This is a genomic window from Shewanella dokdonensis, from assembly GCF_018394335.1.
GTDB lineage: Bacteria > Pseudomonadota > Gammaproteobacteria > Enterobacterales > Shewanellaceae > Shewanella > Shewanella dokdonensis.
In genome coordinates this window covers 1,744,545-1,759,523 of record NZ_CP074572.1, presented here as the reverse complement: position 1 = coordinate 1,759,523, position 14,979 = coordinate 1,744,545, and the positions used below count along the sequence as shown (strand labels likewise).

General features: G+C 48.7%; 16 protein-coding genes, 1 rRNA gene and 1 pseudogene. 8 read left to right on the top strand and 10 right to left on the bottom strand.

Annotated elements, in window-relative coordinates:
• The first annotated feature begins 84 nt into the window (after window positions 1–84).
• Window positions 85–200 (top strand): 5S ribosomal RNA (rrf, locus tag KHX94_RS08475).
• Between the two features lie 191 nt (window positions 201–391).
• On the opposite strand, the gene KHX94_RS08470 is transcribed toward rrf, so the two are convergent.
• On the bottom strand, window positions 392–1,171 hold the full coding sequence (locus tag KHX94_RS08470) for a TOBE domain-containing protein (protein ID WP_213683070.1): 780 nt from the start codon (window positions 1,169–1,171) through the stop codon (window positions 392–394).
• A 168-nt stretch (window positions 1,172–1,339) separates the two neighbouring features.
• Here KHX94_RS08470 and modA point away from each other — a divergent pair, with 168 nt between their 5' ends.
• The 5 genes from modA (at window position 1,340) to envZ (ending at window position 6,143) form a co-directional block, all read left to right on the top strand.
• Entirely contained in the window at window positions 1,340–2,110 is a 771-nt protein-coding gene (gene modA, locus KHX94_RS08465; RefSeq protein WP_213683069.1) for a molybdate ABC transporter substrate-binding protein, read from the top strand.
• A 12-nt stretch (window positions 2,111–2,122) separates the two neighbouring features.
• Window positions 2,123–2,866, top strand: a complete 744-nt coding sequence (gene modB, locus KHX94_RS08460; RefSeq protein WP_213683068.1) for a molybdate ABC transporter permease subunit — start codon at window positions 2,123–2,125, stop codon at window positions 2,864–2,866.
• A complete protein-coding gene (gene modC, locus KHX94_RS08455) occupies window positions 2,814–3,902 on the top strand; it encodes a molybdenum ABC transporter ATP-binding protein ModC (protein WP_213683067.1) in 1,089 nt (362 codons plus the stop codon). The genes modB and modC overlap by 53 nt, the downstream gene beginning before the upstream one ends.
• A gap of 199 nt (window positions 3,903–4,101) precedes the next feature.
• On the top strand, window positions 4,102–4,827 hold the full coding sequence (gene ompR / locus KHX94_RS08450; RefSeq protein WP_213683066.1) for an osmolarity response regulator transcription factor OmpR: 726 nt from the start codon (window positions 4,102–4,104) through the stop codon (window positions 4,825–4,827).
• Window positions 4,824–6,143, top strand: coding sequence for a two-component system sensor histidine kinase EnvZ (gene envZ / locus KHX94_RS08445; protein WP_213683065.1), 1,320 nt, complete (start codon window positions 4,824–4,826; stop codon window positions 6,141–6,143). The genes ompR and envZ overlap by 4 nt, the downstream gene beginning before the upstream one ends.
• A 1-nt stretch (window position 6,144) precedes the next feature.
• On the opposite strand, the gene KHX94_RS08440 is transcribed toward envZ, so the two are convergent.
• Complete coding sequence (locus KHX94_RS08440) at window positions 6,145–6,618, bottom strand: peroxiredoxin (protein ID WP_213683064.1); 474 nt, start codon at window positions 6,616–6,618, stop codon at window positions 6,145–6,147.
• Between the two features lie 411 nt (window positions 6,619–7,029).
• A complete protein-coding gene (locus KHX94_RS08435) occupies window positions 7,030–7,905 on the bottom strand; it encodes an SDR family oxidoreductase (protein WP_213683063.1) in 876 nt (291 codons plus the stop codon).
• Window positions 7,906–8,044: 139 nt separating this feature from the next.
• Here KHX94_RS08435 and KHX94_RS08430 point away from each other — a divergent pair, with 139 nt between their 5' ends.
• Entirely contained in the window at window positions 8,045–8,593 is a 549-nt protein-coding gene (locus tag KHX94_RS08430) for a TetR/AcrR family transcriptional regulator (protein ID WP_213683062.1), read from the top strand.
• Between the two features lie 237 nt (window positions 8,594–8,830).
• On the top strand, window positions 8,831–9,208 hold the full coding sequence (locus KHX94_RS08425) for a VOC family protein (RefSeq protein ID WP_213683061.1): 378 nt from the start codon (window positions 8,831–8,833) through the stop codon (window positions 9,206–9,208).
• Between the two features lie 183 nt (window positions 9,209–9,391).
• Here the strand turns inward: KHX94_RS08425 and KHX94_RS08420 are convergent, their stop codons facing one another.
• The 7 genes and pseudogenes from KHX94_RS08420 to KHX94_RS08390 form a co-directional block, all read right to left on the bottom strand.
• Window positions 9,392–10,066: an HlyD family secretion protein gene (locus tag KHX94_RS08420; protein WP_213683060.1), complete on the bottom strand. Its 675-nt coding sequence runs from the start codon at window positions 10,064–10,066 to the stop codon at window positions 9,392–9,394.
• Complete coding sequence (locus KHX94_RS08415) at window positions 10,051–10,248, bottom strand: biotin/lipoyl-binding protein (protein ID WP_213683059.1); 198 nt, start codon at window positions 10,246–10,248, stop codon at window positions 10,051–10,053. The genes KHX94_RS08420 and KHX94_RS08415 overlap by 16 nt, the downstream gene beginning before the upstream one ends.
• 38 nt (window positions 10,249–10,286) lie before the next feature.
• Window positions 10,287–10,487 carry a DUF1656 domain-containing protein gene (locus KHX94_RS08410; RefSeq protein WP_213683058.1) on the bottom strand — a complete coding sequence of 67 codons (201 nt, stop codon included), beginning with the start codon at window positions 10,485–10,487 and terminating at the stop codon, window positions 10,287–10,289.
• Complete coding sequence (locus KHX94_RS08405) at window positions 10,472–11,872, bottom strand: efflux transporter outer membrane subunit (RefSeq protein WP_213683057.1); 1,401 nt, start codon at window positions 11,870–11,872, stop codon at window positions 10,472–10,474. The genes KHX94_RS08410 and KHX94_RS08405 overlap by 16 nt, the downstream gene beginning before the upstream one ends.
• 161 nt (window positions 11,873–12,033) lie before the next feature.
• Window positions 12,034–12,201: a hypothetical protein gene (locus tag KHX94_RS08400; RefSeq protein ID WP_213683056.1), complete on the bottom strand. Its 168-nt coding sequence runs from the start codon at window positions 12,199–12,201 to the stop codon at window positions 12,034–12,036.
• Window positions 12,198–12,680 carry a TetR/AcrR family transcriptional regulator gene (locus KHX94_RS08395; protein ID WP_213683055.1) on the bottom strand — a complete coding sequence of 161 codons (483 nt, stop codon included), beginning with the start codon at window positions 12,678–12,680 and terminating at the stop codon, window positions 12,198–12,200. The genes KHX94_RS08400 and KHX94_RS08395 overlap by 4 nt, the downstream gene beginning before the upstream one ends.
• Before the next feature lie 12 nt (window positions 12,681–12,692).
• Window positions 12,693–14,926 (bottom strand): annotated as a pseudogene (locus KHX94_RS08390) (FUSC family protein).
• Window positions 14,927–14,979 lie beyond the last annotated feature (53 nt).

The following is a 14,979-nucleotide window of genomic DNA, read 5'->3' as shown; positions in this document are numbered from 1 at the left end:
ATGGGTTTCAAAGAAGCTTGAGTGAATTACAAAGCTTGATTGAAGTAAGAGAACGAAAGCAGCTTTCCGAATTGACCGAATTTGCTTGGTGACAATAGCATTGTGGTCCCACCTGACTCCATCCCGAACTCAGAAGTGAAACACAATCGCGCCGATGGTAGTGTGGGGTCTCCCCATGTGAGAGTAGGTCATCGCCAAGCGCCTATTTAAAGCGAAGGCCTCAGTGAATACTGAGGCCTTTTTGCTTTCCAGCGATCAGTCCTAAATACCGTTGGCACGATATCGTTAAGCAGGATATGTGGCTTGGTAGATGAAACATTTGGTAGAAATAGCGTTGCCCTCACCCGCGCAGTAGGGAGAACCCTACTGTTGGATGTTTGGGGAAAATCCATTAATTCATCGTGGCGATGATGGTATTTTCTGGACTGAAAACCGCATAAAAATAATCACCTAATTGCAATTCAATCCCTGTAAGAGTGGTGTTGTTAACTGACGCATAAACTTTTTCACCAGCACCGATATCGAGTGTAATCTCGCTCTTATCTGCATTGCGCTTAATATCCAACAATTGTCCTTGTAGACAATTGCCAGTGTTTACGGCTTGCTTATGGATCAAGACGGCAGGAGCTTTGACCAATAACAGCACTTTTTTACCCGGTTGTAATCCTAGCCGTCCGGTACTGGCATGAGTAATGGCGGCTTGTACTTGTTGTCCACTGGTTAGTTGCACCAATACATTGTCGCTGAGGGTATCACCCTGTAAGGCAACAATTTCGCCAGTTAACTGGTTACGGGCGCTGGTTTTCAACGAGAAATGGGCCATTAGCTCTAAGAGGTTGTCCATGGGTACCGCATCATCGAGCAAGGCTTCTAATGCCATATCCTGCATTTGATCCATCAGCTCATAAACCTTTAATAAGCGGTGTCCAAACGGGGTAATCTGGGCCCCGCCGCCACCTTTGCCGCCTTTTTCACTGGTGACCAGTGCTGCATCAGCTTGTTGGTTCATATCGTTGACGGCATCCCAGGCAGCTTTATAGCTGATCCCAGCTTCCCGAGCGCCCTGGCTGATGGAACCGGTATCGCGGATTTGTAATAGCAGTTTGATGCGCCGGGGATTGGCAAACAGCTTTTGTTGATCATTGAGTGTTAGCAGGGCTTTAAGATTCATTGAAGTTATTACCAGCCAAATGTTAGGTGTATTTTCATTCAAAGCTGATCGAAAAACCACCTCGGATCACGAAACTTGTGGAATGTGTTGTTTATCGCTATGTAGTGTTGTATATAACGATAAGGTTTTACACAATCTCCTAACTTCAGCTGTTATAAAAAGGGAAAAATGATGAAATCACTGATGCGTGTATTGCTGGCCTCTGCGCTAGGGCTGGTATTGAGCTTTGGGGTCAGTGCCAAAGAAAAAGTAACTGTGTTTGCTGCTGCCTCGTTAACTAATGCGTTAACGGATATTGGTCAAAATTTCGATAAAGAACACGGCACTGAAACAGTGTTTTCTTTCGCTTCTTCTTCAACGTTGGCTCGGCAGATTGCCCAAGGGGCACCAGCAGAACTGTTCTTGTCTGCCAACCAAAAATGGATGGATTATCTGGTAGAGAACAAGGCGGTAGACAGTAGCAGCCGTGTCACATTACTGCACAATGCTTTGGTGCTGATTGCGCCCAAAGACAGCGCTGTGAAAGATGTCACCATTTCTGCATCTTGGGATCTGAAGGCCGCAGTTGCTGACAGTCGTTTGGCAGTGGGAGATCCTGATCATGTGCCAGCAGGCCGTTATGCTAAAGAATCGTTGGAAAATCTTAATCTGTGGGCACAGGCTGAGCCGCTGCTGGCTCGCGCTAATAATGTTCGTGCAGCATTGGCGCTGGTAGAACGTGGGGAAGCACAGTTGGGGATTGTATATGCCACTGATGCACTGGTGTCTAAGGAAGTAAAAACTGTAGCCGTATTCCCAGAAAGCAGTCATAAAGCGATTGCTTATCCGCTGGCCTTGGTGAATAGCAAACCTTCTACAGCAGCCAAAGCATTTTATGATTATCTGAAGACAGATGCAGCCAAAGCTGTGTTTGTTAAATACGGTTTTATTATCAAATAAAAGGCATGACGTTTGGCGTTACTGACAGAGTATGAAGTCGCCGCGTTACTCCTCAGCCTGAAAGTTTCCCTGACGGCCGTCTGTTGCAGTCTGCCGGCAGGGATTTTCATTGCTTGGGTGCTGGCTCGGTTTGATTTTCCCGGTAAGTCATTACTGGATGGCGTAATCCATTTACCCTTGGTGCTGCCACCTGTGGTGGTGGGTTACTTGTTGTTAATCTCAATGGGCCGTGCTGGTTGGATAGGGCACTGGTTATACGAAACATTTGGTATCAGCTTTGCTTTTAGTTGGCGTGGTGCTGCGCTGGCTGCGGCTGTGGTGTCGTTTCCGCTGATGGTTAGGGCAATCCGCCAAGCATTTGAAGCTGTGGATACTCGTCTGGAGCAGGCCGCTCGTACGTTAGGTGCGGGTAGGTTACGCGTGTTTTTTACTATCAGCTTACCTTTAACCGCGCCTGGTATTGTGTCTGGTATGGTGCTGGCGTTTGCCCGTAGTCTGGGTGAGTTTGGTTCCACCATCACCTTTGTGTCAAATATTCCAGGTGAAACGCGCACGATCCCATTAGCTATGTATTCCTTTATTGAAACCCCTGGCGCTGAGGCACAGGCTGGGCGTCTGTGTGTGATTGCTATCGTCATCTCGCTGTTGTCGCTGGTAGCATCACAATGGCTGGGAAAAAGGCACAGCAGAGGGCTCATGGAGAATGCTGAGTATCAATGTAAAACGCCAGTTAGGCGAGACTTTGCTAGATGTTGATGTCGCGCTACCGCTGCAAGGTGTGAGCGCAGTGTTTGGGCGTAGTGGCGCTGGTAAAACATCATTGGTCAATATTCTTGGTGGCTTAGCAACGCCAGACAGTGGCGAGGTTAAACTGGGAGATCGTTGGCTGTATCATTCCGGCAAGCATATCAACTTGCCGCCGGAAAAGCGCAATGCGGGCTTTGTGTTTCAGGATGCGCGGCTGTTTCCCCATTATCGGGTGCGCGGCAATCTGAACTACGGACGTAAAGGCGCTAAATCGGCTAAACAGTTCGATAGTATTGTGCAGTTGCTGGGGCTAGAACACCTATTGGAACGCTATCCGACCAGTCTTTCTGGCGGCGAAAAACAGCGCGTAGCCATAGGTCGGGCATTGCTGACGAGTCCCGAAATACTATTAATGGATGAACCATTAGCTTCACTGGATTTACCACGCAAACGTGAGTTATTGCCTTACTTACAACGACTGACCCGGGAGCTGAATCTGCCCATTGTCTATGTCAGTCACAGTCTGGATGAGATCTTGCAGCTAGCAGATCAGATGTTGGTAATTGATAAGGGTAAAGCCGTAATTTGTGGGCCGCTGGAAACCGTGTGGGACAGTGCGGAGTTAAGACCCTGGTTGAGTCAGCAGGAACAAAGCTCGCTACTGTTGGCTACCGTTGCTGAGACTCATCCCGATTATGCCATGACCCGGCTCCAGTTAGAGAATGGTGCCAGTCTATGGGTCAACAAGACTTTGCGTGATCGAGGTGAGCGGATCCGGGTGCGGGTGCACAGTAACCAAGTTTCTGTCTGCACTGAAAAACCGGTCGGCAGCAGCATCCGCAATGTATTGCCAGTGACGGTAGAACAGATCAACGCCTCTGATGACAGTGATTATGTGCAGCTACGGTTGCAACTGTCTGGGATGCCGCTGTGGGCCAATATTACCCGTTGGTCACTGGATGAACTGGCATTGAAACCTGGCAGTGCCATGTTTGCACAAATTAAGGGTGTTAGCCTCACGGAAGCCGATCTGGCACATTCCTAAGCCTCTCCTTTCAAAAATCGAACAAAATGAATGGACTTTGCCACAGTGGTTTTAAAACTCCTGTTACAAAGTCCAGGGTAGTTTTTTGTGGGTTTACTCGCTAAATTTGGGCCAGACTTGCCACTTTTCGGTTACTATGGTGCAAAATCAGGCCATATGATGCCGCTCGGCTTTCCGTTTGCTTTAAAGGAACACTCGCATGGGACAAGAAACTTCCAAAATCCTGGTAGTTGACGATGACATGAGGCTACGTGCCTTATTGGAGCGTTATCTGGTGGAGCAGGGATTCCAGGTGCGCAGTGCCGCCAATGCGGAGCAGATGGATCGGCTGTTGGAACGGGAAAACTTTCATCTGTTGGTGCTGGATTTGATGTTGCCTGGTGAAGATGGTTTGTCCATCTGCCGCCGTTTGCGGCAACAAGGCAGTACACTGCCCATCGTGATGTTAACCGCTAAGGGCGATGAGGTTGACCGTATTATTGGCCTGGAGTTAGGGGCTGATGATTATTTGCCGAAACCGTTTAACCCCCGTGAATTACTGGCGCGGATCAAGGCGGTGATGCGTCGACAAGCTCAAGAGATCCCTGGCGCGCCATCACAACAGGAAGAACTGGTAGCGTTTGGCGAGTTCAGTCTCAATCTGGCAACCCGTGAGATGTACCACAACGATGAGTCGATTTCGCTTACCAGCGGTGAGTTTGCTGTGCTGAAAGTGCTGGTAACGCATCCTCGTGAACCATTATCCCGCGATAAATTGATGAACCTAGCGCGTGGTCGGGATTATTCCGCGCTGGAACGTTCAATCGATGTGCAGGTCTCGCGGCTGCGGCGTCTGATTGAAAAAGATCCGGCGAATCCACGCTATATCCAGACGGTTTGGGGACTGGGATACGTGTTTGTACCGGATGGTGCGCAACGTAAATGAAGCTTCGTTGGTGGCAGCGGTTACTACCGCGTAGCGCCTTCAGTCAGACGGTCATGCTGATTGCTTGTTTATTGCTAATCAATCAGCTGGTTTCTTACCTCACTGTTACGGTTTACTTCATTAAGCCCAGCTATCAGCAAATCAATCAGCTCATCGCTCGACAGATCAATCTGTTATTCGCCGATGGCGTTGATATTGGACGTGAACACCTCACCATGGTGGATGCGCTCAATGCCAAGGTTCATGGCGAAGAGATGCAGATATACAACCAGCAACAGGCGCGTGAAGCCGGAATCGAACACACCACATATTACGGATTCCTTTCCAGCCAGATGTCGCAATATTTGGGAGGGGAAGCTGAAGTGCGTATCTCCCAGCATGATAACGGTTTGCAGATCTGGATCCGCCCGCCACAGGCTCCATCCGTTTGGATCAAAGTGCCGCTGAACAGTTGGAATGAAAACGCGCTGTCACCATTAAACCTATATCTGATGGTCATTGGAGCTTTGAGTGTGGCCGGCGGTTGGTGGTTTGCTCGGCAGCAAAACCGGCCGTTACGCCGATTGCAGAAAGCCGCAGTGGCCGTATCGCGTGGGGATTTCCCTGATGCTTTACCACTGTCCGGTTCATCAGAAATCATTGAGGTGACCAATACTTTCAATCAGATGGCGCAAAGTATGAAGCAGTTGGAGCAGGATCGGGCACTGCTGATGGCGGGGATTTCTCATGACTTGCGTACTCCGCTGACCCGTATCCGGCTAGCGTCTGAGATGATGGCTGCCGAAGATGCTTATTTGCAGGAAGGGATTATCAAAGACATCGAAGATATGGATGCCATTATCAATCAGTTCATTGCTTATATCCGGCAGGATCAGCAGGTGCATGAGCCGATGCAGATAAACCAGCTGATTGAAGATTTGGTACAACTGGAAGGCAAACGTACCGAAGGGATCGAAATGGTTTTGAGCCCAGACTGCCCGGTCATCAATATGAATGTCATTGCCATCAAGCGAGTACTTGCTAACTTGGTGGAAAATGCTAGACGTTATGGCAATGGTTGGATCCGTATCTCCAGCGGCTGGGATAGAGAATGGGTGCGCTTTTGTGTAGAAGACAACGGCCCCGGCATTCAGCCAGAGCAGATCCAGACATTATTTCAGCCCTTTACTCAAGGTGATACCGCTAGAGGTAGTGTCGGTTCAGGGCTGGGACTGGCGATTATCAAGCGCATTGTTGAACGGCATCAGGGCAAGATCCTGCTAGATAATCGCCGTGAGGGTGGTTTGCGCGCCACCGTCAGATTACCGCGCGACTGAGCTATAATGCCGCCAGGATAGTACGGGCATCGCTGACCTCAAAGGCTTTAGGCGCTTCGACATTCAGCAATGTCACTATGCCATCCTCCACAATCATGGCATAGCGCCGCGAACGGATGCCGCCAAATATCCCAGTGTCGAATTCTAGCCCCAGTGCTTTAGTAAAGGCGCCACTGCCATCGGCCAACATCATCAGTTCGGCGGCGTTCTGATCTTTGCCCCAAGCATGCATCACAAACGCATCATTGACTGACAGACAGGCAATAAAGTCGATTCCGTGAGCCTTGATCTCATCCGCGAGTGCCACGTAGCCAGGGAGATGAGCGTTGGAACAGGTCGGCGTAAAGGCTCCAGGAACCGCAAATAGCACAGCTTTTTTCTTAGCAAATAACTCACGTACTTGATGCTCTACCACGCCGTCTGCTGTGAGTTCACCAAGGACACCTTCCGGTAACCGCTGACCTTGTACAATCATAATGCAACTCCTTGTAACAATTGTTGAAATATAACTTGGTTGCGACTATACCCAATCGCCAGCGCAACGATATTCACCTTAAGCCTAACCGCTCTGCCGCTAGCCATGATCCTGATAATAGGTCATCGGGTGCCTGTATACATTATGGCGATAATGTTGCCAGAGTGCCTTGTGAATAGCAGCAACGGATACAGTCTTCAGCTTCACTCTGCCTATTCGAGCGTTCTCCGACAGTATGCCAGCTAAAAACACTAACACGAATAAATGCAGATAATGTTTCTGGCGTTTAAAAGCCTATAAATGAAAACTCTTTTTAAATGAAATGATTGATGATGCCAACAGCCAAGCATTCTGAGTTTTTAACCGTGCCTGTGCTTGTCAGCGCAGTTGTTACAAGCAGTGCATATGGCGTTATGTATTATGGGCGATGGCCATGTGGGCATAATGGTCACCGAGGCGCAGCTCGCCATAGGCGGGTGCAACTGCATCTTGACTCATCGCGGTTAAAAAGAATTCTGCTGGTCCGCCCCATCTGTCTGGTAATCGAGCCACAATCCACAAGACCATGCGTCTTACCCAATCCGGTAGCTTGACAATATGCTCCGGTTTATTGAGGGCGCGAAAAGCCAATTGGGCGATTTGTTCGATGGACAAGACTTCTGGCCCGCCAACATCGAGTTCTTGTTCCGTGCGAGGAATGGCGGCTAAACAGAACTGAGCCAGATCTCGGCCATGAATGGGATTAAGCCGCACTGAACCGTCACCGAACTGATACACTTTCCCGGTCGATGCCATCTGATAGATTTCTTCCAAGTCAGAGAAGAAACCATTGGGACGAATAACGCAAGGTTGCAGTTTTTTAGACTGGAGTAAACGAGTCGCAAAGCGCTCTTTGGCCTGCAACAAGCGTACTTGCGGGTAGAGCGGAGCATTAAAGGCCGAAATATAGATGAATTTACGTGTGCCTGCGCGTTCTGCTTCCAGCAACAGATTCAGATTTGCCTGATAATCCACCTCCATGTAACTAAGGCCGTCTCGCTGCCGCGTGATGCCTAAGCAGGAGATCACCACATCAATGCCGTTGCAGACGCCCACTAAGGTGCTGGCTTGAGTGACTTCCGCCTGCACAATTTGCTGCGCAGTAACACCCTGTGCCATGAGTTTTTGTGTGTTTCTGGCCAGTGCAACAAAGTGGATGTTTTGCGCTTGTAGCTGCTTAACAATGTGCAAGCCAAGATACCCTGTCGCGCCAGCAAGTAGAATCCTGGGAGAAGTAGAAGTCTGCATCCGATCCCCTTGTTTTATCGCTAATAATGATGGTGATAATTAAGATAGTCCATGTGGACTATAAACTATGCAGACCAAGTGGTCTATAAAAAAGGTCTATGTTAATATTTCGCAGCATTCAACGGGGGAACGTGGAGCAATGCCAAAAATTGTCAATCATGAACAGCGCCGCCAAGAGTTGGCGCTGCAAGCCGCTGCTATCTTTCTCGAACATGGATACAAAAATTTGGGAATGCGACAACTTTGCCAGCAGTTGGGCATGAGTAAGAGTGCCGTTTATCACTATTACCAAAGCAAAGATGAGCTTTTTAAGGCCGCTACGGATGCCATCATCAATTTTGATGGGGATGCCCTGGTGGAACAGCCTCTGGCGGTTGATGCTAGCCCCGCGCAGCGAGTTGCCAACTTTATTGTGTTGTTTAGGCAGATAGCTCCGCGCTTTTTCCAAGAACTCCAATTGGTGGCAGATTATATTCAGGTCATTGGCGAGGCTAATGTCGCAGAAGATCCCAGTATGATGTTGGCCAATCGCAAATACCTCGACTTGTTTGCCAAATATGTCTCGGCTGAAAAAACACTCCCATTATTTACCCTCATGCTCGGGCTTCTTTGTCATCAAATGATGTTGGGACAAATGCTGGATGATGACTATGTTGCGGAACTGGTGCAGGCCCTGTTAGCTTGCTGACGCTGTGCAGGTGATGAGTCGCTAGTATTGATATTTATCAATTTGATTTTATTGCTGCTATTTAATTAATTGTCTCTAAAAAAGTGAATGTGACCACTATTTGCATTGACCATTTTTTCAGCATATTGCAATGTGGTTAGGTTGATGACGCTGTCATCACGAGTCGGTCATGCGCTTTATGCCGAAGCTTGGCGCTGCTTAATTGCGTGTTGGAACCACATAAAATAGGGCAACATTATGAAACGTGTCACTGGCATAGGTGGGATCTTCTTCAAGTCTGCAGACCCTAAACGTTTAGGCGCTTGGTACCGAGAGCATCTGGGGTTGGAGGTAAATGAGTGGGGCGGCGCGGTATTCCAATGGGGTGGCGCTGGAAGTGAATCGGGCATGACCATCTGGAGCTTATTTGGCAATGACAGCGATAAGATGGCACCAAGTTCAGCACCTTTTATGCTCAATTTCCGCGTTGATAATCTTGATATGCTCTTGGCTGCATTGCGTTCAGAGGGATGTCATGTGCTTGACGATACTGAAGCTTCGGACTTCGGTAAATTTGGCTGGGTCATAGACCCGGACGGCAATAAGGTTGAGTTGTGGGAGCCGCCAGCAGCTTAATAACTATCTCGCCATAGTGAATGAGCGTGCCGACCGTACTGTATTTGTAATCAGTGGCACGCCATTTTTCTGCAAAAGGTGGTGTGCTTGCCTGAAAGCTAACGCACTCTGCTACTCCACCCCGCACCCCTTATGCCGAATGCGGGTGGAATATTCGATGACGGTTAGACTGTGTCTGCGGTGCTAAAAAATATCCCACCAACGCCGAGGATGCTCTGTTTGCAGTACCACAGTGCAGGTTGTGCCCATCGCCAGTATTTGGTTCGCGGGCATATTATCCAAGGTAATGTGCACCGGAATACGGCGAGCTAAGCGTACCCAATCGAATGTTGGCCGCACGTTGGCGATTAACTCTTGTGAATCTGGATTGTCGCTGTCGTAAATGCCTCGCGCGATACTGCTCACGTGACCGCGCATCTTTTCACCGCTCATCAAGGTTATTTCTGCTATTTCACCTTCTTTGACCAAAGGTAATTTGGTTTCTTCAAAATAGCCGTAGACCCAAAAAGAGTCTTTATCTATCAGTGCTAATGCGGGCTGACCAACTTGAATGTAATCGCCTTTGTGTAAATTTAAGTTAGTGATGTAACCATCCGCTGTCGCGCGGATTTTGGTGCGTTGTAGGTCAAGTTTGGCGCTAGCAAGTTCACTCAACGCTTGTTGGTATTGGGCCTCAGCGACTTTCGCGGCACTGCTGGCTTGATTGCGGTTTTCCCGTGATACAACCAAATCGTTTGCACTGCGGCGGCGAGCGGCCTCTTCGTTACGTAAATCCACATCTGTTTTTCTTGCAATAACGTTGTTAACCGCACGCTGCATCGTCAGTTGATAATGGGAAGCGTCTACTTCAAATAACACCTCGCCTTTTTTACTAGCTGATTATCTTGTACTAGCACTTTATCCACTAACCCCGATACATCTGGGGCAATATTGATCACGTTGGCACGGACTCTGGCATCTCGTGTCCACGGGTCGTTCATGTAATGTAACCACAGCATGCGCACCAACACTAAGGCCATGACTACAATGAGTAAGGTCATAAAAATGCTGTAAAACTTTTTCAAAGTCATGTTAAGCCTCAATGATAAACAGTTAACGACAGGGCGCTGCTAATGGCGATATAAAAGGCAATCCGAAATAGGGTCGGGTGCCAGATGTAACGGTAGGCACCGGTAATCATTAAAATCTGGTTCAATGCCAGCGTTAGAAAATAGCCCAGAGTAAACATCAAGGTTACTGTGGGGATATAAAAGCTATGAAAGGCTATTTCTCGCAACATGCTGTTGCCTCATCAGTGGTCTGAATGGTTAATCTGGCGGGTTGCAGTTGTTCTGTTTTGGGCGCGATATAGTGCATGCCGCCGCCCAGTGACACTGCCAAATTGGCTTCAATGGTGAGTAACCGAGCATGAACTGTTGCCTTGGTGAGCTGTTGTTCAAATAGGCGGGTTTGCGCATCCAAGACATGTAGATAATCCCGAAAGCCCTGCTTGAAGGCGGTTTCTGCTGTTTGGTAAACCTGTGTGGCGCGTGCAACAGCATCATCGGCAAATACGGCTTGATCTTGCGCCGAGTTTTGCTGGATCAGCAGGTCTGATACCTCTCGCAACGCTTGTTGTAGCGTGGCGTTATATCTGTGCACGACTTCATCATAACGTGCGCTGGCAATGCCTAATTGTGCGCGGCGGGCACCACCATCAAAAATGGGCAGTGAAATCACGGGGCCAGCAGAGTAACTGCGGTTTTCGGCGCTAACGAGTTGAGTCATATCACCTACCGTCATCACCTGACTCAAGCCGGCTCGCAGATTGATATTGGGATAAAAATTGGCTTTCGCTAAGTCAACGCCTTTAGCTTCGGTCACAATTTGCCAGCGGGTTGCATTAATATCTGGGCGATTACCCACGAGTGACAAAGGTAACGCCTGTGGTAATTGGAGTGTTGTGGCGAGCATCAACGTTGGGCGTTGTATGTTGTTACTCTCTGCTAGCGGTAAACCTACCAAGGTCACCAGCTGGTTTTTATCAAGAGCAATCTGCTCATCTAGGGCGCGGATTACACTGTTGATGATGGGGAGCTGTGCTTGAGCCTGTTGCAGGTCGTAACGTGAGCCTAAGCCATAATCAAATTGTTGTTTGGTTAAATTAATAATCTCTTGCTGCTGCGCGAAACGTTGGCGCTGCACTTCTCGCTGATCATAGGCCAGCGCCAGACCAATATAGCTTCGTACAATATTAGCGATGAGTTGCAATTGCGCGGCTTGGGCGGAGATGCGGCTAAATTGCAGTTGCGCCCACGCTTGTTGCTCGCGGTCATCCTGTTTTTTAAATAGGTCTATATCGTAATCAAAAGCAAGCCCAGCGGTATTGTTCCATGTGGTATCACCATTTAAACCCGCACCGTAGTGGGTGTCTTCAGGCCAATGTTCAACGCCTAGACTGCCGTTGGCAGCAAGATGTGGCTTGGCGTCAGCACCAACAACTCCCACCTTGGCGGTGGCAATATGGATGCGATCTATGGCTTGCTGTAACGTTGGGCTAAGATTTTCCATCTTGGTAATCAACTGATCCAGTTGTGGATCATTGAATGCTGTCCACCACTGTTCAGTCACCATTGGTGGCGCCAGAGTCTTATCCGTTACATGGGCGACAGGTAATGTTGCCATTTTGGCGTGGGGGCTATCCCATCGGAAGAAGCACAACTGCATAAAAGTGGCAGGAGTAAACTGGCAAGGTAAGCGCTATAGGTTTTGCACAGCTTCCTGGGGCTTCTTAATAGATAACGACTCATATGCTCCTCTAAAATAATTAGCTATTTTTTATGAAGTTATTGGTTTTGTGGTAGCTGTAGGTAGATGTTGCTGACTTCTCTAATCACTCGTTGTGCAATGTCTTCGTGGTCATTGCTTGGGGCTATTTCTGGCACTGTGAGTGGAAAAACAATGGCGGCGACTAACATACGTAAAAACAGGGCGGGATCATGATAATGAATCACCTTGGCTGCTTTAGCTTTTGCGACAACCTTAAGCATCGGTCGTTGCATGGGCTCAATAACTTGCCGTTGGATAATGGCTGTGCGTTCGGGTGACATGGTGGCTTCTTGCAAGAAAAAGCGGATAACTCAGGATTCTGCACCGTAAAGTGAGTATGAAATTCGATAAACTGGTACATCGCCTGATAGGGGTGACTGTCGGCCAAGACGTCGATTGCCGCAAAAGTGGCACGATGTTGCTGCTCAAAGGTTTCTGCCACAGTATCCAGTACTGCTTGCCATAAATTTGCCTTGTTACCAAACAAGCGAGCACAAAGCGCTACGTCTACTCCAGCACTGGCGGCAATGGCGCGTAAACTGGCGGCCTCATAGCCATGTTGGGCAAATGCTTTGATGGCGGCGCTGAGTAACGCTTCGCGTCCAGAAAGTTCATTGCGTTGCCGGCGGCCACGGCGTTTAGGTGGGGTTGTCGAATTACTCATAGCCTTAACTCATTAAATGGCCGATGCCATGGTTGGTACTAACTGCGCATTGCAGGTTTTAAATGGTCCAGCACGATCACGCAGCGCGGCATAAATGAAATGTAAATAGCTCATCATCTGTCGTTTCGGTGAATCATCAAACAGTTCGCTCTCAGGCTCTAACTGTCCTCGGGTAATATTGATCATATGCGCAGTTATATGCAGCGCGTGGGCGTAGTGACGTTTGTCTGGTGCGGAATACAACAGCTCAAGTGCGCGTTGCATATGAACTAGCGATTTACGCCAGCGGCGTTCGGCGGCAGTGGTTGGTCTGTTTTCAACGGCTAGCTTGGCGAGGAGTTGACGCAATTCTATCAATGCATGACTTACCGACGATACGCTGGTGTACCAACTCACTAACTTCGTTTGAACGTTATCTTGTCCTTTGGTGACGCCGTCGATTTGATGTAATAAGTCTCGACAACGGCTATCAATTTTAGTGCTGAGATCGCGCAAGTTGTCTTTCGCAGCCATTGGCACCAGCATGCGCAAATCTTTGAGTAAGGCGTTGGACAACCAGCGCCCAGAGGGTGGAAACATTAAACTCGATATCACGGCGGCGACCGCCATGCCTAGAAAACCCGAAAGTGCCATATTTACAAAGGGTTCAGGGGCATAGGTCGCCGGGTTCGCCGGGGAGGCAACAAAGCAAAAATTAATCATGGCTCCCATGCCGATACCGGCGTATTTAGGGGTTAACGTTAACCAGGTGCCTATGATAAAAATGGGGGAAACACAGACCATCATCAGTGGAAAACCATCCACTTTAGGGAGCAGTAAAAACGTAATCAAAAAGCCGAGAAGATATCCCAGACCTGAGCCTTGCGCTAAACCAACTATCATCTTATGCGGAGCCGGGGAGGTTGCGCTTAACATCAATCCAATAATGGCCGTTTGAAAAAACATGGTGCCGCTTTGCCAGCCACTCAGATACCACATGCCATAGCTGATAAAAATGATAATGCTGGCCCGTAGCCCACAAGATAAGGCGTAGAGCGAGTTGACCGAAGATTGCCAGGAACCAATTGCACCTGTTTGCTCCCATTTCTGCGGATTAGTCTCATCGGTCAACGCGCCATAGTCTTCCAGATATACGCGGAGGCAATCGGTGAATCTAAATAACAGCTCAGCACTGGTCTCATAGAGTTCAAATAGCGGTTGTTGTTCGTCAGTTGGTAACGCTAGATAGTCAGGGTGAGCCAATAGTTGGCTTCGCTGTTCCCGAATCGATAACTTGGTTGAAAGGCAGATAAAATCCACTCGGCGTCGATATGTTGCTACGCGCGCGCTGGAAAGCTTATCCTCGACCAATTCTTGCAACAGGTCGACTAATGGCCTGCTGATGCTATCCAATGCGTGAGACAATAGCTGGTGGCTAGGACGCTGCGCTTCTAATGAAAAGAAAACCCGCGATAGCGCATATAACCTAGTGCCAAGCGCCATAAAACTATGGGTAAGGCGAATAAGTTGGTTGCGCATACTCTGCATATGCGGGTCTTCAATACAGGCCGCTTGGCGCACGGCTTCACTCATAACGGCTTGTGACGCAAATTTTAACCGCGCCATTTGGTAAGCTTGTGGCGTGGTTTCATGTTTAAGCAGTTCGAGAGACTGTTTACAAAAATTGCTTAATCTTTGTGATAACAGAGATTTATAAGCCGTTTCTGTAGTGTCTGGAAACACCAAGGCAGTAATGATCCCCCACATAAAATACCCAAAATAACCGCTAATACCCGTCCAATGGATACGGACACCGCAATGTGTGGATCCATTGCGGCCGGAATGCCAATCATTCCTACCGTGTACCCCGCCAGCAGAAAGGCGTAGCTGCGCATGTCACGGTAGCGCACGGCACCGCTGATACAAAACATGCACCAAAGTGATGTGCCTAACACAAACATTACGGGATGCTGGTGAAACAGCGCGACCAACAGCAAGCTGACGGCGAGGCCAAAGATGGTGCCAATGATACGCGCAACACTTTTGGTTAATACTTGGCCGGTTTGTGGTTGCATCACGATTAACACCGTCAGTGCGGCTGAGCGGGTGCTGGGGAGCTGCAGAAACATCGCTAGCCAGTAAGCAATCGTGACAGCAAGTAATACTTTACCTACATAAACCCAACTGACCCCTTGGCTAGTTAGCCAGTCGCCTAGCGCTTGTTTGTGCGCCGAGGGCTTTAGATAACCATCTGAAAAAATATACATATCAACTATTTTTCAATTAAAAATCATCTGGCTCACAACCCTTGGTTGCTGTG